Below are 23544 nucleotides of genomic sequence, written 5' to 3' on the forward strand. Positions count from 1 at the left end.
TGGGTAATAATGCAAAATTACATTTAATAATGAATTTATACAGGGCACTTTTTGCGTGGAAAATTTAGTAAAATATCAAGGTAGCTGTCACTGTGGTGTTATAAAGTTTGAAGTAGATGCGCCTCAGACTATTGAGGTGGAAAGGTGTAACTGCTCTATTTGCAAAAAGGCAGGCTTTCTTCACCTAATCGTGCCGCTTCGTAATTTTCAGCTAAAGCAAGGTAAAGAATTTCTCAGTGAATATACCTTTAATACGGGCATAGCAAAGCACACGTTTTGTAAAGTGTGTGGCATTAAGCCTTTTTATACGCCACGTTCAAACCCCGATGGCATTGATATCAATGTTAACTGTTTAGATACGGTGCCAAAGAGTATCAAGATTGTCGAATTTGATGGTCAAAATTGGGAAAATAACGCACATACACTGGCACATAAAAGCACATAGCGTAAAATACGATACTCTACTGTGTGCTTTTAAAATGCTAAATGTATCGGCAGTTTAATGTGACTTAATTCTTGGTTATTTAGCGCATTAGATCCGTAATAATACTCATGTCTTCAATACCTGCCTCTTTCATAGCTTCTTGCAGTGATTGAATAGCATCAAAACGTGCGATTTCTAGCGAGTTTAAAAAGCTCTGCTGGCTATCAATCGCAACTTGTTTGGCTTTCTCGTCGGAATAATCCGCATTCTTCGCGTGTGCTAACATTTCTTCTGCTATTTCAACCTGTTCGATAATGCGCTCAATCGCTTTAATCAAGTCTTGGATGTGCTTTGGCAATGCACTACGCTTTTGTTCTTTGGCGTCTTCACCTTCTTTGAGCTTTTGCCAGCTTTCAGCTGAAATAGTAATGGAGTCATTACTATTGTTAGCTTGTGCATCTTCACTTTGTGACGATGGTGTTTGCTGCAGTTTTGGGGGTGTTTGAATAGCAAAGGGAATTTTACCAATGTTTGCAATGCTCATGTTCGTCCTTGGAAATAATTAAGCACTTCTGTTATCGGTAAAATTGTTTTTCTCTAAAGGGGATTTCAACAAATTTGGTTTTTTGGAGTCATTTGACGCTGTTTTTAAAAACTAAATTTACACCTTAGTGCTTGCAGGTTAGGCTAACTAACTCAGATAAATACTATTTTTAAAGAACCCAATATGTCACAACTTAAAATTCGAACCATGTTGCCAGAAGAATTGAGCATAGCTACTAATTGGGCAGCGCAAGAAGGATGGAATCCAGGCATAAATGATGCTGCGCTATTTTATCTTGCGGATCCAACCGGTTTTTTTGTTGGTGAAGTAGATGGTGAAGTTGTCGCGGTAGGAAGTGCTGTTAGGTACGATGAACATTATGCATTTTGTGGATTATATATCGTTGCTCCAGCACATCGTGGTAAAGGGTATGGGCTTGAGCTCACTAAGCACAGACTTAACTATTGCGGTGAGCGGAACGTAGGGATTGATGGTGTATTGGAAAATGTTGAGATCTATAAACGCATTGGCTATGTGCCGTATTATCAAAATAAACGCTTTCAAAAAATAGCCAGCTCAAAGCAAATAAATTCAGCTATCTCGGAAGTAACGGATTCACATATTTCCGCTATTCTAAACTATGATCTGCAATGTTTCAGTGCACCGCGCAAGACGTTTTTATCTGTATGGCTGATGCAGCAACATGGCAGGGCGGTGTGTGTATTAGAAGATGGAGTAGTTAAAGGTTACGCAGTGAGGCGAAAATGCCAAGAGGGTTATAAAGTAGGGCCATTATTTGCAGACTCACCAGCAATCGCGGCTGATATCTTTCATGCTTTGCAACAGGATATTCAAGGTGAAATCATCATCTTAGATGTGCCTGAGAATAACCCAGATGCAGTGCGTTTGGCAGAGACTGAAAAAATGGAAGTGGTGTTTGCAACTTCACGCATGTATCAAAAAGGGTTACCGAAAACGAATAGCAATAAAATTTTTGGCATTACGACCTTTGAACTGGGTTAGTTAATCACAAACGCATAAGTATTATTCTAACTGATCCCTTCGCTATGAAGGGGTTAATAAAAGGCAGAATCAAAACTAATACATTCACCTCTTTGTACTAGAAGGTTATCCCCAGAAAAGGTGTGTAACTCTGTTTAAAAGTGCTATTTTCTGTTTATTTTCAATGTGCTAGTAAACGTCATACTTTTGTTATAAATAACTAAAAATTATTGTTTTTGATTAATTTGCTATAAGCAATCCTAGTCCCTTTTTAGCTTGAGCAGATCGCATTTAAGCATGACGTATGTCATAAAAAGCGACTTGATTATGGGATATAGTCTGCTTGAAACGCATTTGCTAACCAGCGAGTTATGACACTAAGTTGCCAAGCTAACGTTTTTAAGAAAATATTTCTTAAATTTCCGCTGGTTGGTGTTGTCGAATGCGATTTTTTATGGAACTATGGTTAATAGTTGAGCGATGCTTGTTGGAAGAAGTATTAGTCGCTTTGCATCGTAGATTTAGTAAGGAAATGACATGTCTACAACACAAATAAAACGATCCCCAATTTCACCCTTGTTGCGTTTAAGCGCATTAAGTCTATTAATTTCATCCAGCTTTACTTATGCCAATGATAGTGATTTAGAAAAACGCCTTTTAGAATTAGAAGCACGTTTATCTAAATTAGAAAATGCATTACAGCAAAAAGATAAGCACATTGAAAAGTTAGAAACGCAGCTACACACTGGCAAAAAAACAGAAGCGAATACTCTTTCATATCAGCAAGATATTGAAAAAAATAACGAGTTGGCTGTGTTTAAGCAAAGGCCAAGCCACCAATACAAAGCACCTGAGCGCAGTATTCGTTTAAGCGGTACCGATACGCGCTTACAAATTGGCGGTCATATTTGGTTAGATGCTATCTATAATAGTGGCGAAATGACCAATCGCGCAGGTTTCCAAACCTCGTCTATTGCTTTTGAAAAAGACACTGTCGACGACAACACTTTGTTAAGTGCTGGACAGTCGAAACTCTATTTAAAAAGTTTTACACCAACTAAATATGGCGAAATGAAAACGCGCTTTGAATTTGATATGTTTCAAAGCGATGGCAACGCAGGATTCCATTTAACCCATCTATGGGGTGAACTCGGTAACTTTGGTGCGGGTCAGACCTTCACCGGATTTATGGATATTGATTCCTTCCCCAATATTCTCGATTACTGGGGACCAAACTCAATGGTCTTCACACGTCAACCTCAAGTCCGTTACACCTTTAATCTAGATAAGCAAAGCAAATTTGCAGTGTCACTAGAGCGCTCAGATTCTGATTTTGCGTACCCTAGTAGCACAGGCGAGCAAGTGTATCTTTATGACGAAGTAAACGAACTACCAGACATCACAGCTTATTATCTAAAACAAGGTGAGTTTGGTCATTTTAAAAGTTCGTTTATTTTACGCAAGCTAGGCTATGAAACGCCTTGGCAAAGTGATGAAACGTTAGGCTGGGGTGTTAATTTATCGGGTACTTTTAATGTGAGTACGCAGAGCAGCATTAAATATCAAGTGGTGCATGGTGATGGTATTAGCCGTTATATCAATGACCCTTGCTGTAGTTTGTATTCGGAACAAACAGGTGGTTCTGATGCAGGTATAAATGCCAAAGGCAACCTTGAGGCAATAACAGCAACAGGCGGTTTTGTTTACCTTGACCATCAATGGCAAGATGATATGAGCAGTAGTGTGGGTTTAAGCGTGATGACACTTGATAACCTATCTACTCAGTTTAATCGCTCGTTTAAACAAAGTATTTATTCCACCGCAAATTTAATTTGGTCACCAACCGAAATGTCGAAGTTAGGCATAGAGCTTCAGTATGGTGAGGTAGAAGATAAATTCGGTACAAAAGCAGATAACTTCAGACTACAAACGTCGTTTGGATTCAAATATTAAGGAACAATGATGATGAAAAAATGGTTACTTACACTCATCCTTTTAGTGCCATTAAGTGGTGTTGCAAAGGTTGCAAAAGTTAGTGAAATCGAGGCGCTTTTAGCAAAAGCGCATAGTATGTATAAAAACGAAAAAGCAGGTGCTAACGCCGATTATATCCCGGCATTGGCTAAAGTGGATTCAGAGCTATTTGGTATCGCACTGGTCACAAATGATGGTAAAATGTACACCTATGGCGATGTGGATTCACGTTTTTCAATTCAATCAATTTCAAAGGTGTTTACGTTAGCACTTGCCCTTGAAGCTAAAGGTGCTGATCAGGTAGCTTCAAAAATTGGTGTGAATGCAACGGGTTTACCCTTTAACTCAGTTGCTGCAATCGAGCTAAATAAAGCGCGCAGTGTTAATCCATTAGTAAATGCAGGCGCAATGGCGACGGTAAGTTTACTTGAGGGTGATAAAGAGAATAAATGGCAAAACCTATCTCACTGGTATAACGAATTTGCAAATACAGAGCTACCTGTACTAAAAAACATTTATCAATCTGAGTCGGAAACAAACGGACATAACTTAGCTATCGCCGAATTATTAAAGTCATATGATCGTTTTTACGGTGATGTGAAAGATAACCTCGATATTTACACTCGGCAATGCTCTATTGGTGTGACAGTGTCAGATTTAGCTGTTATGGCATCGCCATTTGCAAATCGTGGTGTGCACCCAATTACCAATAAAAAACTCATGAGTGAAGAAAACGTAGAGCGCTTGCTTGCGGTAATGACCACTGCCGGTTTATATGAAACCAGTGGTGATTGGGCATTTAAAGTTGGCTTACCTGCGAAAAGCGGTGTAGGTGGCGGCATTATTGCGGTTGCGCCAGAGCGCTTCTCCATTGCAGTATTTTCACCGCGTTTAGATCAAGCGGGCAATAGTGTTCGTGCTCAAAAAGCCATTGATTATATTGCTGATGCAATGGATGCGAATATTTTTTAACATTCATTAAAACAAAAAAAGCGCAGTAAAGTCTGCGCTTTTTTTTATGGATATTGATTTTTACATATTGCCAAGTTTTACCATCATGGCGGTATACATTTTTAGGTTAAGCGCCATTTGCTCAGGCGTTAAATACTCGTGCTCGGAGTGACCTGTGTATTTTTTTCCAGGCATCGAAGGACCAAATAAATACTCGTGCTCGGAGTGACCTGTGTATTTTTTTCCAGGCATCGAAGGACCAAACGACACAGCGTTATCAAATAACTTGGCATTGGTACCACCACCAATTGAAACAAAGCTGGCATCATTATCACCAGTGAAATGTTTAAAGATATCTAAAAGCGCTTCAGCGTGCGGTGCATCATCAAGCAGCATCGGCGTACCAATATGAATTTCCACGTTATTTAATGTCACATTGTTATTAGCTTGCCAATTGTTTAGGGCAGTATCAATTTGAGATTTTAATAGCGCCTCTGTTTTGCCAACTGGTCGGCGCAAATTAACGGATAATTTAAGGCCATTTTCGCTGCGTTTCAGTAATGTTGGCGCCACAGTCATTGGCCCCATAAAATCGTGACGGTAGGCAATCTCACCAAATTGCGCGCCGTATAAATCAAGGCCAATGAGTTGATTAATAAACTCAATTGCTTGGCCATCGCTGTTATTCTCTAAATCAATGCCTTTAAATATTTCAGCTAAATGAGCAATGGCATTGTGACCTGCTTCTGGTTCTGAAGAGTGTGCCGATTCGCCTTTTACATTTATTAAAAATGTATCGCCTTGTGGTGTAAGTGTAACGTGAACATCTTTAAGTGAATCGATGTTTTGTTTAACCTTTGTAAGTGTAGTTTCATCAGCATTATGAAGCACTATACTAGCATCTTCTGGGATTTGACTAACAAATGCACCGCCATTTAACTCGCTAACATACACCCCGGTTTTTGGCGATGAGCCTGTAAATGTTGGCGCAATTAAACTCCAGCCTTTTTCGGCTACAACCACAGGGTAAGACGCATCAATAGTGACGGCATATTTTGGCTGATGATAGCTTTTCATAAAGCGCTTTAGTGGCTCCCAATCTGATTCTTCAGCAAGGTACACCATAAGCTCGATGCGATTGTTAAGCTTAACATTGTTATCTTTAAGCGTTTTCATAGCATAAAGCGCAGTCGCAATTGCGCCTTTATCATCTTCTGTGCCTCGACCAATCAATTTGCCAGGCTCTGAGGTTTTATCAAGTAAAAATGGGCTTTGCTGCCATTTTGTTGGGTCTGCTGGTTGCACATCGCCATGGGTTACTATGGTTACTTTCTCTTGTTGTTCACCCATACCGATTAATACGGTGTGCCCAAAATCTTGGTAATCAAAACCAAGCTCTGACGCTTTCATTTTTAATAGCGATTTAAAACCAATAAAGTCTGGGTTTTGCGGTGTATCAATGTCTTTTTTATTAACGGTTGGGAATGACACCATATTGCCCAATGTATGAATTTGCGCGTTTTGATAGTGTGTTACAGCATAGTCGGCCAACTTATCAGTTGCTGGGCTAACAGATGCAAATACATGGCTTGCAAATAATGCAGCACATGGAAGAAGAGCGAATTTCAAGGGAGCACTCCAAAGGTAATTTACGACTAAAGAAGTGCCAAGTGTATCACCGCTGAACACTAAAAAAAGGGTTTTACGATCAATCCGATCTATGTTTTTTGAGGATTTATAAAACTGGTAAATAGGCGTTGGTAAAGCGCCTCAGTATCTGGCTTCTCGGTAGTATGTTCAAACAAACAGGTGTGCACATCAGCAATGACATGCTCTAGCTGTTGATGATGTTCATAACAAAGGTTAACAGGTGCAACTAATGTTGGCATATTTGCATTTACTAAAATGCAGGCTTGCGCCAGTACAATTTTGCCTCCGCCTTTTTTAAGCAGTACACGCTGTGCGGTGCCAACGACTTTTTTACCTTCAATATTAAGATTGTAATCGCCATCGCAATAACTGCCGGGGGTGGCGTGAGTTTCAACATTGATATTAAACTGCGAAAAAAACGAAGACAAAATAGCACAAAAGTCTTTGTAGGCATTTGGAATAGAGTAGGGAATGTGCTCTGGCAATACATACATGTAAGACACATTAATTACCCCTTCACATTGTGGTACAGGCGCACCGCCAGTTTTACGGGCATAAAGCTGCCAACCGGTTTTCTTTAGCTTAGTTTCAAGCGCTTCGCTTTGTTGCCATTTATTACCCGAGGGTAAAACCAACGTCGGCTTATCGCTTTGCCAAAGTAACAGGGCTTGGTCTAAATTGCCGTTTTGCAGTTGGCTAATTAACTCACTTTCTTTTTCAAAAACAGCTTCAACAGAGATCTGATTGAAACGAAGTACTTTGGCTTTTACTTTTGACATCGCTAATTAAAGGTTAACTTTTTGTGTAGCATACCTTAGTTTTAAATTTTTAGCAGTGCATGCAATTTGGTTATATCTTCAAACTAAAAGTATTAATAAGAATAATGTCTTAGCTTGATTTGAAAGTATTAGCTGACATATATTTGCGTTGTAATTAGGTGACTAATGTTTTTTTCAAAACAATGTTTAAACGGGAATCCAGTTTAAATCTGGAACTGCCCCCGCAACGGTAACTGTGAGCGACAACCACCACTGTCAATTTTGATGGGAAGGTGCTGTCAGTGCGATGAACAGGAGTCCGGAGACCGGCCTAGTTCACTCGAGTACTGCGGTGGGCGGTGAGCAACGAGAACACAATCGCTTTATACCAATTACATAAATCTGTGGTCACCGTAATTGATCATCTAATTATCTGAACATGGTATTGCCATTCCTTGCTATTAAAGCCAAGGATTGTGATTTGTATCTTGTCATTTCCTATCGCATTGGTTTTAGCATGCGGAAACACAACAATGACAGATCGTTCAAATTTATTTACCCCAATTAACGTAAGGCAGTTCTCATCGCTGATTTTTACAATACTAGCGATTTTGATGATTGCTACTCGCCCTTATCATTTTGCTTCTGCGCTCCATTTGCCAAGTGCTAGCACGGCGATTTTCTTTATCTTAGGTTTGCTGGCGTCTAAGCACCGCACTTTTGCTGTATTTGTGGTGTTAAGTGTGTCGATTGATTTAACTAGCAGCTATTATCGCGGCGATTTTGGTGATTGCATTACACCTTCATACCCATTTTTGTTTGTTGGATATTATGTACTTTGGTGGGCGGGTCATAAGAGCTTGCAGCTAAAACTTGATGAAACGAAACTTGCTGTTGCAGTAAAAACAATCGTGGCACTTTTTAACTTATGGCTTGCAAGTTCCATTGCATTTTTAACCTCAAATGCAAGCTATTATTGGCTATCGGGTAAATTTAGCGATATGCCGTTAAGTACCTACGCAGAGCGTGTCGCACAGTATTATATTCCATATGTGACGAACCCGTTTGGTTATGTTGCCATTGCCTTGGTGCTTTACCTTTCGTGTTATTTCTTAAAACCCCAACTGGGTATTTTAAAAACGTTAAATACTGTTAATCAAGATAACTAACACAGTGAAAATTAAATTTCATTACCTGGCATGCATTTAGCAATTTAACTTTGTATTCACGCTTTTTCGGTTTTAAACACGAAAAACGCCTAATAAAAGTGCAACGTTGCACTAAAAGGATGCAAAGATGACAGTGTACGAAGTGAATTTTGATGGGTTGGTTGGCCCAACCCATAACTATAGCGGCTTATCGTTTGGTAACGTCGCATCTAAAAATAACGCAAAGCAAATCGCCAATCCGAAAAAAGCTGCGCTACAAGGCCTTGAAAAAATGCTGGCGATGACAAAGCTCGGCTTAAAGCAGGGCATTTTACCGCCGCAGGTTCGCCCAGATACTTACACATTAAGGAAGTTGGGTTTTTCAGGTAGCGATAAAGACGTAATTACAAAAGCAGCTAAACATGCGCCGCAGTTTTTAAAAGCCTGTTATTCGGCATCATCCATGTGGTCAGCAAATGCGGCAACAGTATCGAACAGTTTGGATTGTGACGATGGTAAAGTGCACTTTACGCCGGCCAATTTAAGTAACAAACTACACCGTGCCATAGAAGCAGAGCAAACAAGCCGTACCCTTAAAGCTATTTTTAATAATACGCAGTATTTTACCCATCATGCGCCACTACCACATCATCCATTATTGGGCGATGAAGGTGCTGCAAATCACACCCGTTTAGCCAACTCGCACAACGAAAAAGGGTTGTCGCTCTTTGTTTATGGTGAAGATGCGTTATCAGATATCAAACCAAAAATTTACCCTGCAAGACAAACCTTAGCTGCCAGCGAAGCTGTTGCTCGCGCACATGGATTAAGCGAAGTGGATTGCTTGTTTGTGCAACAAAACCCAAATGTTATCGATCAAGGGGTATTTCATAATGATGTAATCGCAATTGGTAACGAAAATGTGCTGCTTTATCATGAAATGGCATTTTATCAATCCGCACGCGCGGTTGAGGCTATTCACACAAAATACCAAGGTGATAAACCACTGCATTTAATTGAAGTCAGCAGCGATTATGTGAGTGTTGAAGATGCAGTTTCAAGCTACATTTTTAACAGCCAGTTAATTACATTACCAAACGGCACTATGGCCATTGTGGCCCCCACCGAATGCCAAACTAACGATAAAGTGGCGACTTATCTTGAGACCCTTTGCGAGGCGAGTAACCCTATATCTCAGGTGATTTATTTTGACTTGCAACAAAGCATGAAAAACGGTGGTGGACCTGCGTGTTTGCGCCTTCGGGTACCACTAAATGAATTAGAGTTAAGTGCGGTTGCCCCTGAATGTTTAATGAATGAAGCGAAATACCATACCCTAACAGCATGGGTTGAAAAGCATTATCGAGATGCGATTGCAGAAGACGATTTAGCTGACCCAAGTTTACTTGTAGAAAGCCAAACAGCCCTTGATGAATTAAGCCAAATTTTAAAGCTTGGTTCAATTTACCCATTTCAAATGGACTGAACGTGAGAAGAAACAAAAAGGCGAGGGTAACCTCGCCTTTTTTATTTAAATTGTAAGAGTTTAAATCACCCTGTATTTCGCATTCCCGTAGCAATACCTGCCATGGTGACCATAAGCACTTGCTCGCTTTCAGGGTGTTCTGGCTTTTTGCGTAAGCGTTTTAACGCCTCAATTTGTAACAAGTGCAGCGGTACTAAATAAGGCTGACGTAATCTAAATGAGCTTAAGTTCCAAGGATCGCTCTCAAGTGTGTGAGCTTGGTTAAGCAAAGTCAGTACAGCTTGCTCATCTTGTTGTAATTGGCTGCGCAGTTGTTCACCTAAACCTTGAAGTTCAGGTTCAACAAGGGCTGCGTCATACAGTGCTGATAATTGTGGATCGGACTTCAAATACACCATTTCAGTCAATGAAATACGGGCTTTAAAATACGGCCAGTTTTCTAGCATTTCGTTCATCAGCGCGGCATTTTCTTGATAAAATGCTTTAATTGCCTGACCAAGGCCCAACCAACTAGGCAAGACTAAACGGTTTTGGCTCCACGCAAATATCCATGGAATAGCGCGCAGTGATTCAATGCCACCATCTGAGCGGCGCTTGCTTGGGCGTGAGCCAAGTGGCAATGATGATAACTCTTGCTCTGGCGTTGCTTGACGGAAATAGCGCACAAAATTTGGTTCTTCGCGGATATAACTGCGGTAAATTTCACAACTAAGCGATGCCATGTTGTTCATAAGCTCTCGCCATGATGCGGGTGGCACAGGTTGTGGGTGAATTAAGCTTTCTAAAATCGCACTGGCATACAAGTGTAAACTGCGTACAGCAAGGTTTGGCAAACCAAACTTATAGCGAATGGTTTCACCTTGTTCGGTGACACGTAAGCCACCATCGAGTGTGCCCGGCGGTTGCGATGCAATTGCATCGTGTGCAGGACCGCCCCCGCGACCAATGGTACCGCCACGGCCATGGAATAATTTTAGCTCGACCTCAAATTGTTTAAATACTTGCACCAGTGCTTCTTGCGCTTGGTATTGCGCCCATGTGGCCGCTAACACGCCTGCATCTTTTGCCGAATCACTGTAGCCTATCATCACGTACTGCTGCTTTTTACAGCGCGTTAAATATTGCTCTATGTTTAGCAAGTCGCCCATCACTTTTGGCGCGTTATTTAAATCATCCAATGTTTCAAATAGCGGTGCAATTGGCATATCCCAATTAAAACTTGTGGCTTTCATTAACAGGTTTACCGCCAGCACATCGCTCACTTTGCTCGCCATTGAGATAATATAAATACCCAGCACTTCGCGCGGTTGCTTAGCCACCATAGCAAAGGTATCGAGCACTTCTTGGGTATTTTCACTCCAAGTGACACACGGTAATAATGGGCGCGGATTATTTATTTCGCCGAGTAAAAATTCAACACGGCGTGCTTCATCCCAAGTTGCGTAATCGCCTAAATCGAGTGCGCTTACAATCTCGCCAATGGCTTCATCGTGGCGTTCACTGTGTTGACGAATGTCCAGTTTTACCAGTGAAATACCGAAACATTGCACCTTGCGAATTAAGTCAAGCACTTGTGAATTAGCAACGCGAGTAAGACCGACTGCCAATAAACTGTTGCGGCATGCTTTTAATGGCGTAAGTAAGTCTTCTGAAGATGAAATGGCACCTTTTGTTTTGCCATCACGTAGCAGTGTAATTGATTCTTTAAGTTCGCTAATTAACTGTGTGATCACCGCGCGATACGGGCCAATATTATTAATATCCGCTTCAATTAAATCATCAGTTGCTTTGTGCATCGATAATTCTAAATAAAGAGATTCAAAGTCCGTTAAGTAGAGCTCTGCGGCAATTAATCGCGCTTGTAAAATAGCTTGTTTACTGAGCTTGGCGGTAACAAAAGGGTTGCCGTCTCTGTCGCCTGCCATCCAGCTGGCCATGGTAATAGGCACAATATCTTCAGCCAGCGACTCGCCAATCAGGGTTTGAGAAAGCTCATCTAATTCGCGTACAAATTGCGGTACCGCATGCCATAAACTGTCGGTAATGGCGTGTAAGCCCCAACGTGATTCATCAAGTGGTGTTGGGCGCTGCTGCCTAATTTCATTGGTATGCCACGCTTGTTCAATGATTTCTTGCACGCGTTCGCTCAGGGGTGCTTCCCCTTTACTGAGTTCATCAGCCACTTCGTTGTATTTATGAATAAAAGTGCGGCGGTTAACTTCGGTTGGGTGCGCAGTTAACACCAGTTCGATATGCAGCTTTTTAAGCGCTTGTTTAAACGCGTTTGCGTCAATACCGGTTAATTTTTCTGACAGTGAATCAAGCGGATGCGGCAAATCAAGCTCTGCTAAGCCTTGCTCACTGGTGGTGTGTTGTTGCTCCGCCACATTCGCAAGGTTTAAAAACTGGCTAAATGCGCGGGCATGAATTAATAAATCTTGCTCGCTACTATTTGCAAAAATTGTTTGTAGGTCTTCAACTGCATGGTTTTCACCTGCCACAATACGCTTACCTAGTAGGCGTACTTCTTCAATTTTATCAACCCAACCATCGCCTTTGTCTTCGGCAATTGTTTGACCGAGTACTTCACCTAACGCGCGTACATTATTCGATATGGTTTCTAACATAACTTCCTCATTCCCCAATACAAAGCATCACCACCTGCGTTGTTGTTCTGAGATGCAGGTTGTATTTTATGCATTTATAAGACAAAAATTAGTCTATGCGCGCAATTAAATAAACGCTAATATATATTTATGTTAAGTTATATAAATAAAAATCTATATAGCTATGCGATTACCTACAGTAAGACAGTTGCAGCTCTTAAAAGCGCTTGATCAATACAAAAGTATTTCCTTGGTGGCGCAGCAGTTACATGTGTCCCAACCCTCAGTGTCGATTCAGTTAAAGCAATTAAGCGAAACGGTGGATATGCCGGTCTATCACCAGCATGGCAAAACCATTGTGCTTACCGATGCAGGAAAAGCCTTGTTAAAGTGCGCCAATGAGGTATTTACTAGTTTTCATAATTTGTCTGTATCGATTGATGAGCTTAAAAGTGTGACATCGGGTTCGCTTAATTTATGTGTGGTCTCAACTGCTAAGTATTTCTTGCCACTGATTCTAGGGGCGTTTTGTAAAAAGCACCCAAAGGTAGATATCAACCTAAAAATTGGTAACCGTCAGGAAGTAAAAGAGCGTATAGAAGCCAACGAAGATGATTTTTACTTTTTTAGCCAGTGCCCTGAGCGCCCCGAAATTATTAAAACACCGTTGCTCGATAACGAACTGGTGGTAATCGCACCAGCAAGGCACGAATTGCATTTACAACAAGAAGTCAGCCTAAACCGTTTATCGCATTACCCATTTATAATGCGTGAAAAAGGCTCGGGTACACGCAATTTAATTGAGCAATTTTGCACTGAGCAACAATTAACCTTAAATGAAAAAATGACGATCGAAAGTAACGAAGCAATAAAGTACGCCGTTGCGTCTGGTTTAGGGCTCTCCATTTTAAGCCGTCATGCCCTTGATTATGGCGAAGTACCCGGCTTGGTGAAGCTAGATGTAAAAGGGTTTCCTATTCGCAGTACGTGGTTTTTAGCGAAACGACAAGATAGAAAACAAAGCTTGCTTGCCAGTGCATTTGAAGCCTTTATGAAAGAACAAGGTGTAGCGATTTTAGAGCGCTCACAAGTGGGCTCTAAAACTATGCCGCCAAACTAGAGTTTTAGTACTTTTTTCTGCTACTATTAGGCCCGAAATTTATAATTAGAAAGAATGGATTTGAGGCATTAGGTGTCTGAACTTGAAAAGGAAAATGCAAACCCATTTAGTGGGTTAACCGCGGCGCAAAGTAAGCAGTTGCATACTTGGTATTTAAACGAAATAAATAGCCATTTAACCACGTTACTAAAAGGCAGTCAGTCAGGGAAAATTTTAGAGAAAAAGCTTAACCAAGCGCTTACCAAAGCCGCTAAACCTTTGGTAACTCAAACTAGTGCAAACAGTACGCACAATTTAAACTTCAAAATTAAAAATGGCAGTGTGCTGCAAGAGCTAAAAGACACCCGTGATGTATTACAAAGCGCTCAACTGCGAATTGCCCAATTACAAAAGCAACAGCTTGAAAAAGGTGAAAGCGAACTTGCATTAGAAGCTGAAGTAAGCCGTTTAAAAGCAGAAAACCGTAATTATCGCAAACGTTTAAGCAACCTATTACAAAGCGCTGATAAACAAGGTGGCAGCTATTTAAAAGTGCATTTTGTTGGGCGTATTTTTGTGCACGCGCTCAAGTCGAGTTTTGCGGATTGGCAGCAAACTGAAAAAGGCAAAGCGTTTCAAAACAAAGATTTCTACAGCTTGTTTCCACGCGTACTTTACCGTGGCTTATTGAAAGAGTTAGAGCTGTTAATTGGTCAAAGTGATTATTCAAAAATCAACCAAACTCTTTCTAGTTATGTTTATCAAACTAAGGGTGTGCCCGTTGAAAACTGGCCTGATGAAGACCCTATTTATAACACGAGACTCATAAACCAAAAGCAAAATGAACTGCTGTTTACGCTGCGTACTCATCACGATAAGCGTAAAAACTTTGCTAACTACCTTGAGAAAAAACTCGAGAAAACGGGTTTTACGCCAATGCATGGTAAGTTACTGGTTAATCTAATTCAGCATGCCACAGATAAAGAATCTACGTTAAAAGATAGTACCCTTTCCCAGTAAAAAATAACTTATCAAAGCGTTTAGGTAAGGACGGTAACTAATATTTTCAGTTACCGCCATGGTGTTGCGGGGGCTTTTAGGTAATGTGTAACTAAATAGCCCCATGGCAGTACAAGCGGTGTAAGAATAACCCCCATAGCGCACGCAAAAACTAGCTCTTGTGCGTATTCATCGAGAGAGTGATTTAAATACATAGGTAAGGCATAAACTAAAAGCCAAAACACTTTCCAAATAAGTTCCAGTAAAAGCACTGGTAACATTTTAAGTGGGTACTTTATACCGAGTAGCGAGAGAAGGCAAAAGCCCATTAAGATGGCATTGATAATGGTGTCTGAATCGGCAAATCGACCAGAACCAGAAACTATATCGGGCAGGGTAGTTACACCTAAGCCAAAGGCAATAAATGCATACATTGCTCTTAACAGATAAATTCTAGCTGTGCCGACTTCATCCATTATTTTAGCTCCCTATTTATTCCGGTTTAGGTTAACTAATACTATTAGTGTCTTATAACTTAACATTTATTATTGTGAAGATGACGACTTTTTCATCACTTTTAATTTAACAGAAATTTTGAAGTAGGATCATTACAGTTAGTGTGTAAGAGTTTAAAAAGGCTTTGCAACGCACTAAGTTAAATCAAAGTGTGACACGATAAATATTTAAATTTTGTTTAATACCATTTGCCACCATAAAATCTGGTATAGAGCCCACAAGGTTAGCACCAGCGCGAAGTGCTACTTTAATACTTGCATGATTTTGTTCAAGGCATCTAAATTCGATGGCGTTGGCTGATGTGTTTGCTAATAGCTTTGGTAAATAATTTACAATTTGACTAATTACACCATTGCCCTTGGCACTATCGCCAAGCCAATAACCTAATTCAGCGACATGCGTTTGTGGGCAGACTGATTTAACTGCAAATACGCCACATATTTCATTGTTAAAGTAAATTTTGAACCAGTGCGCTTCATTCAAACCGTTGTTTACACGATCAAATATATATTGCTTGGCAGAATCAACACACTGCACATCTTCGACCCAGTATAAATATTCAGCCAGTCGCTCGCGATTAAGGTTTACTAACGACAAAATTGCAGATGCATCTGAAAGATTTAAGGGTCTTAAAATGATTTGAGGTGATATTTGAATAGGCAAATGAAGTCCTTTTACGTTAAATCGCCAGTAGGGAATGTTATTAAATTGTATTTAGTGAAACATGTTTAAGTTTAAATTTGAAGTTTTCACAATGCTTATTGATGAAGTTAAGAAAGTTAGCAATATCTGTTTTTTTAACAACATGTAATTTATAAGCAAGGCTGGTTGTTGGTTATTAAATCACAAAGAATCGCATAGTACTGAAGCAATTTAACTTTAACAGTGCCTTACACTAATCATATCTGTGAAACTGCCTTTTCATTCGTGTATCAAGCTCGAGTTTAAGATCTGTTTTATATTTACGATCTGCGAAAAACGTCCGATCATCTTAAAAAACTATGATTTTAAACGTGTTTATGCTTAACATGAGCAAGTAATCAATAAGGGATATACTATGTTAAAACAAATTATAGGCGGTACTTTATTGTTATCAGCCGCGCAGCTTTGGGCTAACACCTTTACACTTACTAGTAATGATATTGCGAACGGTGAAATGCTTTCAAATAAGCATGTTTTTAATGGCTTTGGCTGTGAAGGTGAAAATATATCTCCGCATTTAGCGTGGAGCGGTGCACCTAAAGAGACCAAAGCGTTTGCTGTTTTTGCCTATGATCCTGATGCGCCAACTGGCAGCGGCTGGTGGCATTGGCAGGTTACAGATTTACCTGCGAGCACTTCTGAACTAGTAACTGGCGCGGGCAGTAGTTCAAGCCCACAACTGCCAGAAGGTGCAGTACAAATTAATAACGACTTTGGGGGAAATGGTTTTGGTGGTGCGTGTCCACCAAAAGGGCATGGCATTCATCGTTATCAATTTACGGTGTTTGCGTTAGCAAAGAAAGCGCTGTGACAGGCTATATGGTGAATGCCAATACATTGGCAAAAGCAACGATTGAGGCGGTGTATAAACGCGATTAATTTATTTAAGTGTTAAGAAAAAAGCCAGTATGTGAATGCTGGCTTTTTTTGTTTTGACTGTAAAAAACAAAACTTAAAACTAAAAAATTTACGCTGTTTTAGCCGCTTGTTCAGTTGCAAGCTGCTCTGTAATAAATGCTGGGCGCTTTAATTTATCCATAATGAGATAAAGTAAAAATACCACCACAGCAATAGCACTACACACTAAAAATAGGGTTCGCCCATCATACATATCAAGCAGTATGCCGCCGCCTATTGGGGCAAAGGCATAACCTAAATCGTAAAATGCGGTTGCGCCAAAATATGCGCCGCGAAGGTTAGTTGGCGCAATGCGGTCAACATGTACGCTCATGGTAGGGAATAAAATGGCCTCAGCAAGGCTCATAATGACCACCGCACCTAACCAACCTGCAAAAAAAGTAATTGGATTAAAAGCAAACCAGATTTGCGAGATGATAAGTAACACCAAGCCAAAACGAATACGCACTAAAATTGGCCGCGATGCCATTAATTTAAGCAGCAAAAATTGGCAGGTAATGATCACTAACGCGTTGGTAAAGATCATTGATGAAATAAGTTCGAGCAAGTTATTTGCGCCCGCACGGGTGAGGTATTGCACCAGTGAACTATCCATTTGACCATAAATAAAAAAGCACAAAATGTTCGCCAAAATAAGGCACTGTAACAGTTTATCTTGTACTAGCACGCTGAAGGTTTGTTTAAAGCCGGTTTTTGTTTCAGGTGTTTCGGTGCTGGGCGCACTTTGTGCGTTATCTAAATCCACTTTTGATTGGATTTTATCTTGATGTTTAAACCCCCAGGTTAATAACACAAGTAAAAAAGCAAAGGCGTAAACAGTAATAAAAAAGCTCGATTGCTCGCCAGTTAAGCCAAGCCAAACCCCGAGCATTGGGCCAACCGCACAGCCAACATTAACCGCAAAATAGAGCGATTGCATTGCAAGTTCGCGAGTTGCTTTATCAACAATAATATCGCCAATTAAAGCCGATGCCAGCGGTCGCCAAAGTGAGGTTGCAATAGAGCAAAGCGTAATCACAATAGTAAACATTAAGATTGTGTCGGCGATGGCAAGCAAACTAAACGAGACAATATAAAGTACACCTGTGGCGTACATCATAGGCTTTCGGCCAAGCTTATCTGAAAGGGTGCTACCAACAAAACTGACAAACACCGAAATAACCGCAGCGAGCGACAATACCGAACCGACTTCAGTTGCCGAAAGGGCAAACTTTTTATACAGAATCACTGCCAAAAATGGCCAAACCATATAAAAACTGCCGCGTGTTATAAACGAGCCAAATAGCATAATCCACATTAAAGGCGGGAATTGCTTGAGACGAGAAATTGAAATATCACTGTTCATTATTTTGTTCTTATTGCTGTGAAAAGTGGCATGCTAAAACCTCAAGTTGCTTTTAGGTCAAGCCGTAATTTAAAAACTATTTCTTATAGACTTCAGTTTATTCATCTCATTTGAGCAGAGGTTAGTAGCGCGATAAAAACCTTAAAAATAAAGGCCGATTAAGAGATAAAACTAAAATTTAGTTAAAAAGAAAATAACCTCAGTGTAACTCTGATTCTTAGAGGGAAGATAGGGGTTTTTGGCATAAAAAATGGAACTTTCTTCAATACAGCTAAAAAAAACACGTATTTAAACAAGTATTGGAGATTTGCAATGCAAAATGCGAAAGAAAATAGGTTTGTGGAATTATATCGCGATACGGCACGCGGAAAACTAGATTCACCTGACAGCTATAAAGGCTTGCCAATTCATGCCTATAAAGGGTTGCATCATCGGGCGGGTGAGCTGATTAATCAATACAGTGATGTAAATAATGCTGAGGTGCTTGATATAGCCTCAGGCTCGGGTGCGATGACACTACGTTTAATAGAGCAAGGCGCTAAGGTAAATGCCGTTGATATTGTTGAAGAAAATTTTCGCGTTAAAGATCAAAAATGCACATTTCATAATTTAAATTTGAATGATGACTTTTCCGCTAATTTTGAAAATCAATTTGATACTATTGTTGCTCTTGAAATTATTGAACATATTAACAACTCACGGCATTTTATCAAAAATTGTGAAAAGCTATTAAAACCGGGAGGCATACTCGTGCTCTCAACACCAAATATTAGCTCTGATTTAGCTTTAGCTGAGTTTATTTGTAAGGGCACTTTTCCTTATTTTAACGATGATTATTATCATCACGGTGGGCATATAAATCCCGTTACAGAATGGCAGCTTAAATTACTGCTAGAAGACCATAATTTAAACGTTAAATATCAAGAAAGTTTTGGTAAACCGGTGGTGACGTTTAAAGCGTGGCCAAAACTTTATTTGGCATATAAGGTGGTTGCTGCGTTAAGGAAGGGTCAAAGCAGGCCAAACGGAGTGATAAACCTTTTTGTAGTAACTAAGTAACTAAACTTATTAAGGTTATTTAATCATCACTGGTTGTTAACTCAACAAACTGAATAACGTAACTTTGCTAAGATGTTAGCTATTAAAGGATTTTTGCTAAAAGGAAAGCGCTAAGTGTTGCATTTTATATATTCAGGGTTTTTAAATCGCCAAGTTTGCATTATTAGTGATTTGGCGTATTTAAAAATAGCGTTTTACTGCGACTGTAAATATTAAAAGGTGATGTAATTCATTTTTGTAATGTTTTTATATAACGCTATTTATCAATCAAATAAGGTTAAAGCTATGTATTAATGCGTCCACTCTTTAAGGACTATTTTTAAAGAGTCTATCAAGGCAAAAAGACATTAAATGACAGCAATGGCTTTTTGTTGAATTCAAAAACAGTGATTAGTTTTATATTTTGGGACGAGCAGTGGGCTATGTTTGTTCCTAATTTTCTTGTAAGGTAGAAATTGAGAAATGCTTGTAAACTGGGCATTTAATCTTGGTTAGTTACAAAAATGGTGTTTATTTTTGGATGTTAAACATCTGCCCATGCTGGCTTTTCGTAATCAAGGTTTACTGTGTGAGTGCATTTAGAAAACAAATTCAACTTATACTTCAATAATCTACAAGGAGAAGTAATGAAATTACCATTAGTCAGTGTGTTAGCTGGGCTACTTTCGTTGTCAGCCCATGCGAAAGACCCAAACGTTCTCGCCATTATGGTGGATGATGTGGCGCAGGTTTCTTTAAGTGCCTATTCACATGGCATGACCTACAACACGCCCAACATCGACCGAATTGCCAACGAAGGTGCCTTATTTACCGACCATTATGCCCAGCCAAGTTGTACCGCAGGACGCGCTGCGTTTTTAATGGGGCAATTACCAGTGCGCACAGGACTGACAACTGTGGGTCAGCCCGGCAATCCTTTAGGCATTAAAGAAGCCGATCCAACGATTGCTGAGTTTTTAAAAGACAAAGGCTACATGACAGCGCAATTTGGTAAAAACCATTTAGGCGACCTTGATGAGCACTTGCCAACGCGTCATGGTTTTGATGAGTTTTATGGCAATTTGTATCATCTGAATGTGTCAGAAGAACCTGAGCAGGAAGACTACCCAAAAACAAAAGAGTTTAAGAAAAAATTTGGCCCGCGCGGTGTGATTGAAGCGTACGCCGATGGCCGCATAATTGATACAGGCCCGCTAACGCGTAAACGCATGGAAACATTCGATGAAGAAGTGTTAGCACGAAGCCTAGATTTTATGGAGCGTGCGGTTAAAGCAGATAAACCCTTCTTTATTTGGCATGCGCCAAGTCGTATGCATGTTTACACGCGCTTAAAACCAGAGAGCCGTCATCTTGCCACTCATATTAGCTCTGAAGAAGATGTTTTCGGTAGCGGTTTATTAGAGCACGATGGTCATGTAGGGCAGCTTCTTGATAAACTCGATGAGTTAAAAATTGCCGACAATACAATTGTAATTTACACCACAGATAATGGCCCTGAGCAAAGTTCGTGGCCTGATGCGGGTACAACCAAATTCCGCGGTGAAAAAATGACGACATGGGAAGGTGGTGTGCGTGTGCCGTTTATGGTGCGTTGGCCGAAAAAAATACCAGCAGGTTTAAAGCTTAACGGTATTTCCTCGCATGAAGATGTATTTCCAACCATTGCTGCAGCGGTTGGTGAGAAAAACTTACGTAAAGCAATGGAAAAAGAGTTTAATGTATATATCGATGGTGAAAACAACCTTGATTATTGGCGTGGCAAAAGCAAAAAATCTGCACGTAATCACTTCTTTTATTATTACGAATCGCAGTTAACTGCAATTCGTGTTGGCCCTTGGAAAATGCACTTTGCATCAAAACCTGGTGGTCGTTACTACGAAGATTTGGTTACCCACACCATGCCTAAACTGTTTAATCTACGTAAAGATCCAATGGAACATTACGATGGCGTAACAGGCTTTCATCAAATCATGAAAAAGAGCTGGGTATTTCAACCTGCAATTGCGATGCTAACGGAGCATATTAAAACATTTGAAAAGTTCCCACCGCGCCAAGAAGCAGCGTCGCTAAATATTAATGAGGCGATTAAAAAAGCAAAATCGGTATCGACAACACGATAATCACATAAACCCACTTGGCATTTGCTAAGTGGGTTTTACCATCTAGGTTTAACTCAATTTCGAATTAATAAAATTTAACCTCTGCCCTTAGGTTTATTTGTGATGGCTTATTTGCATAAGTAAAGTAAAAAAGCTTTTTTGCTTTTACGCATCTTTTACTTAAAACTCATTTTTGACCTATCACTTTACCCGGCCAAACAGGGCGTGTTGTCTTTGATTAACACCTTGTTGCAAATTACTCTTAAATTGCTTTGCTAAAGTAGTTGCCTAAACGTTAAACTGGTTGGCAAAAAGCCACATTGAACCCATGCGTTACCAAATTAAACACTTTGAATTTGATGCCAATAATTTAGTACTGAGCCACAACCGCCAGCCTGTTTCAATTCGTCATAATGAAGCACTTTTGCTAAAGCTTTTTATCGAAAATACTGGCAAGGTGCTTAGCAAAGACGAAATATTAACGCATATTTGGCAAGGTAAAGTGGTATCTGAGCAGGCGGTATTTCAAAACATTAGTCATTTACGCAATATTTTTGGTGCTGATGCCATTAAAACCTATGCAAAACGCGGCTATGAGTGGCAATTACCAATTCAGCAATTAAATGAACATACCAAGCAAATTGAGCAAATAGCTAAAGAAGCCACAGTAACTAAATCGTCTCAATCAGTCATTCTGATAGTAAGTTTATTGCTTATGTTAGTTTTGGTAGCCGTGTTAAATATTAATACAGCACCAAAGCGCAGCATGGCGCTTATTCCGTTTGAAAATAACTGTGAGCAGTCGGTTAATCTGGTAGATGTAATAGACTTTAATGTTACAACGATCAACAAGATAGAAACGAACCGCTTTAATGCAACACAAATTTTAAGCTATAAATCTTTATCTGCAGAACACCCATTAATTCTTACTGGTGAAATGAGCAAAGCAGGTGAGGGGTGTTTGATTGATTTTAAGTTAGTTGGCCCAAAAGGACAGTGGCATGGGCAAATAATTGCTGATAGTGAAGCTGCGGCTATAAATAAACTGAACAGCCATTTATCCCAAAACGTTATGTTTGATTGGGTAAATGTACCAGCTACCCCAAGTGTAAAACTTGCTATGCTAACGCTTGCACACCAAGAGCACGCTGAAGACTTAATAGTTTTGCATCAATTGGCAAATACGTACTTACAAAGTAATAAGCTTGATACCGCCATGAGCCTTGCAGATAAACTTGAGCAATTGGCTAAGCAGCGACACAATCAAGTACAACAGGGTAATGCACTATTACTGCAAAGCACAATATTAACTCGCAAAGAATTGGTTGAGCTGAGTAACCATAAATTGGATGAGGCGATATCTGCATATGCTCAGATAAATGATCACAAACGCCTTGCTGATGCGTTTAATGCAAAGTCTTGGCTTAATCACCTTGATAATGATTTTGGCAGCGTTAAACATAGCTTATTAACATCAGCAGAGCACGCGCTTCTAGCGAATGATATAGAGCGTGAGCTTCATGCGCTTACTTATTTGTCAGTAATGGCGCATAAGCATAAAAATCAAAGCGATAAATACCTCTATTTACAACTTGCTGAAAGCAAAATGAAGGCATATAACTTACCGCAATATCACTATGCGAAAGTACCTTTTCACTATGCCATTTATGCCGATAATCCAGCAGATAAAGAGCCTCATTTAAAACGCGTTTTAGAATATACAGAGCTTACGCCCGATCACTGGGTAGCACAGTCTAGCCGTAAACAATTACTCGATTACTATTTGGATACTGAACGTTTAGCGCTTGCAAAAGCCTTGGTTGAAACACTAACAAATACCACACCGCAAAATATGTTATTAAAAGCGCGTTTAGCTCTTGCTGAAAAAGACGATGTAGCATTTGAACAGCTTGGTAAAGAGGCATTTGAGCAAGCACAGCTAGCAGGTAGTTTAGAATTAAGTTTGGATATTGCACTGCTACTTTGTAATGACCCAAAAGAGCAAATTAACCATGATTTTTATTTTGATTACATTAACCAAAATGCGACAGCAAATTGGTCTAAACGTAATCAAACCAAACTTCATGCGTTAAATAATATTTAGTGTTAAATGAAGTGGGATTTTAATTAAGAGATTTCATTTCAAAGCGAATTAGCTTGTCAAAAGTAATAAATCTAAAGTTTGCTTAATTCTGTTTGTTCTAAAGCAAAAATAAAACGTTATCGGGGAAACCTGGCTATGTATATTTCATACATAGCCAGAG

The 23544-nt window shown here is 39.9% G+C and carries 18 protein-coding genes, 1 pseudogene and 1 riboswitch; of the genes and pseudogenes, 12 read left to right on the forward strand and 7 right to left on the reverse strand.

The genetic code is table 11. The features are described from left to right. The first annotated feature begins 55 nt into the window (after positions 1-55). Complete coding sequence (locus ON073_RS00210; protein WP_274759845.1) at positions 56-445, forward strand: GFA family protein; 390 nt, start codon at positions 56-58, stop codon at positions 443-445. Between the two features lie 79 nt (positions 446-524). On the opposite strand, the gene ON073_RS00215 is transcribed toward ON073_RS00210, so the two are convergent. Further along, complete coding sequence (locus tag ON073_RS00215; RefSeq protein WP_274759846.1) at positions 525-968, reverse strand: hypothetical protein; 444 nt, start codon at positions 966-968, stop codon at positions 525-527. A 183-nt stretch (positions 969-1151) separates the two neighbouring features. Here ON073_RS00215 and ON073_RS00220 point away from each other — a divergent pair, with 183 nt between their 5' ends. The 3 genes from ON073_RS00220 (at position 1152) to glsA (ending at position 4916) form a co-directional block, all read left to right on the forward strand. Then, positions 1152-1991, forward strand: coding sequence for a GNAT family N-acetyltransferase (locus ON073_RS00220; RefSeq protein WP_274759847.1), 840 nt, complete (start codon positions 1152-1154; stop codon positions 1989-1991). Positions 1992-2507: 516 nt separating this feature from the next. Beyond that, positions 2508-3923, forward strand: coding sequence for a DcaP family trimeric outer membrane transporter (locus tag ON073_RS00225; protein WP_274759848.1), 1416 nt, complete (start codon positions 2508-2510; stop codon positions 3921-3923). Positions 3924-3932: 9 nt separating this feature from the next. Next, complete coding sequence (gene glsA / locus ON073_RS00230) at positions 3933-4916, forward strand: glutaminase A (protein WP_274759849.1); 984 nt, start codon at positions 3933-3935, stop codon at positions 4914-4916. Between the two features lie 60 nt (positions 4917-4976). On the opposite strand, the gene ON073_RS00235 is transcribed toward glsA, so the two are convergent. Together ON073_RS00235 and ON073_RS00240 are read right to left on the reverse strand one after the other, a co-directional pair. Then, positions 4977-6524 (reverse strand): dipeptidase, encoded by a 1548-nt coding sequence (locus ON073_RS00235; RefSeq protein ID WP_274759850.1) that lies wholly within the window; start codon positions 6522-6524, stop codon positions 4977-4979. Positions 6525-6613: 89 nt separating this feature from the next. Continuing rightward, the gene (locus tag ON073_RS00240; protein ID WP_274759851.1) at positions 6614-7324 is read right to left on the reverse strand and encodes a lipoate--protein ligase family protein; all 711 of its coding nucleotides are present in this window, start codon (positions 7322-7324) and stop codon (positions 6614-6616) included. Positions 7325-7463: 139 nt separating this feature from the next. Beyond that, a riboswitch (cobalamin riboswitch) is annotated at positions 7464-7652 on the forward strand. Positions 7653-7836: 184 nt separating this feature from the next. Between ON073_RS00240 and ON073_RS00245 the strand changes: the two genes are divergently transcribed. Together ON073_RS00245 and astB are read left to right on the forward strand one after the other, a co-directional pair. Continuing rightward, a complete protein-coding gene (locus ON073_RS00245) occupies positions 7837-8472 on the forward strand; it encodes a hypothetical protein (RefSeq protein WP_274759852.1) in 636 nt (211 codons plus the stop codon). Positions 8473-8599: 127 nt separating this feature from the next. Beyond that, positions 8600-9937 carry an N-succinylarginine dihydrolase gene (astB, locus tag ON073_RS00250; RefSeq protein WP_274759853.1) on the forward strand — a complete coding sequence of 446 codons (1338 nt, stop codon included), beginning with the start codon at positions 8600-8602 and terminating at the stop codon, positions 9935-9937. A 65-nt stretch (positions 9938-10002) separates the two neighbouring features. Here astB and ppc read toward each other — a convergent pair whose 3' ends face one another. Continuing rightward, positions 10003-12564 carry a phosphoenolpyruvate carboxylase gene (gene ppc, locus ON073_RS00255; protein ID WP_274759854.1) on the reverse strand — a complete coding sequence of 854 codons (2562 nt, stop codon included), beginning with the start codon at positions 12562-12564 and terminating at the stop codon, positions 10003-10005. 163 nt (positions 12565-12727) lie between these two features. On the opposite strand from ppc, the gene ON073_RS00260 reads away from it, so the two are divergent. Together ON073_RS00260 and ON073_RS00265 are read left to right on the forward strand one after the other, a co-directional pair. Further along, complete coding sequence (locus ON073_RS00260) at positions 12728-13663, forward strand: LysR family transcriptional regulator (protein ID WP_274759855.1); 936 nt, start codon at positions 12728-12730, stop codon at positions 13661-13663. A gap of 72 nt (positions 13664-13735) precedes the next feature. Further along, the gene (locus ON073_RS00265; RefSeq protein WP_274759856.1) at positions 13736-14662 is read left to right on the forward strand and encodes a hypothetical protein; all 927 of its coding nucleotides are present in this window, start codon (positions 13736-13738) and stop codon (positions 14660-14662) included. 50 nt (positions 14663-14712) lie between these two features. Here ON073_RS00265 and ON073_RS00270 read toward each other — a convergent pair whose 3' ends face one another. Together ON073_RS00270 and ON073_RS00275 are read right to left on the reverse strand one after the other, a co-directional pair. Beyond that, entirely contained in the window at positions 14713-15117 is a 405-nt protein-coding gene (locus ON073_RS00270) for a hypothetical protein (protein ID WP_274759857.1), read from the reverse strand. Positions 15118-15301: 184 nt separating this feature from the next. Continuing rightward, positions 15302-15820 (reverse strand): GNAT family N-acetyltransferase, encoded by a 519-nt coding sequence (locus ON073_RS00275; RefSeq protein ID WP_274759858.1) that lies wholly within the window; start codon positions 15818-15820, stop codon positions 15302-15304. Between the two features lie 394 nt (positions 15821-16214). Here ON073_RS00275 and ON073_RS00280 point away from each other — a divergent pair. Continuing rightward, positions 16215-16738: pseudogene (locus ON073_RS00280) on the forward strand (YbhB/YbcL family Raf kinase inhibitor-like protein). 88 nt (positions 16739-16826) lie between these two features. Here the strand turns inward: ON073_RS00280 and ON073_RS00285 are convergent. Beyond that, a complete protein-coding gene (locus ON073_RS00285) occupies positions 16827-18122 on the reverse strand; it encodes an MDR family MFS transporter (RefSeq protein WP_274759859.1) in 1296 nt (431 codons plus the stop codon). Positions 18123-18434: 312 nt separating this feature from the next. On the opposite strand from ON073_RS00285, the gene ON073_RS00290 reads away from it, so the two are divergent. The 3 genes from ON073_RS00290 to ON073_RS00300 all read left to right on the forward strand — a co-directional run bounded on the left by ON073_RS00290 (position 18435) and on the right by ON073_RS00300 (position 23384). After that, a complete protein-coding gene (locus tag ON073_RS00290) occupies positions 18435-19181 on the forward strand; it encodes a class I SAM-dependent methyltransferase (RefSeq protein ID WP_274759860.1) in 747 nt (248 codons plus the stop codon). A gap of 626 nt (positions 19182-19807) precedes the next feature. Next, on the forward strand, positions 19808-21301 hold the full coding sequence (locus ON073_RS00295) for an arylsulfatase (RefSeq protein WP_274759861.1): 1494 nt from the start codon (positions 19808-19810) through the stop codon (positions 21299-21301). A 307-nt stretch (positions 21302-21608) separates the two neighbouring features. Then, entirely contained in the window at positions 21609-23384 is a 1776-nt protein-coding gene (locus ON073_RS00300) for a winged helix-turn-helix domain-containing protein (protein WP_274759862.1), read from the forward strand. Positions 23385-23544 lie beyond the last annotated feature (160 nt).

It is taken from the genome of Pseudoalteromonas sp. G4 (genome assembly GCF_028875915.1).
Lineage (GTDB): Bacteria > Pseudomonadota > Gammaproteobacteria > Enterobacterales > Alteromonadaceae > Pseudoalteromonas.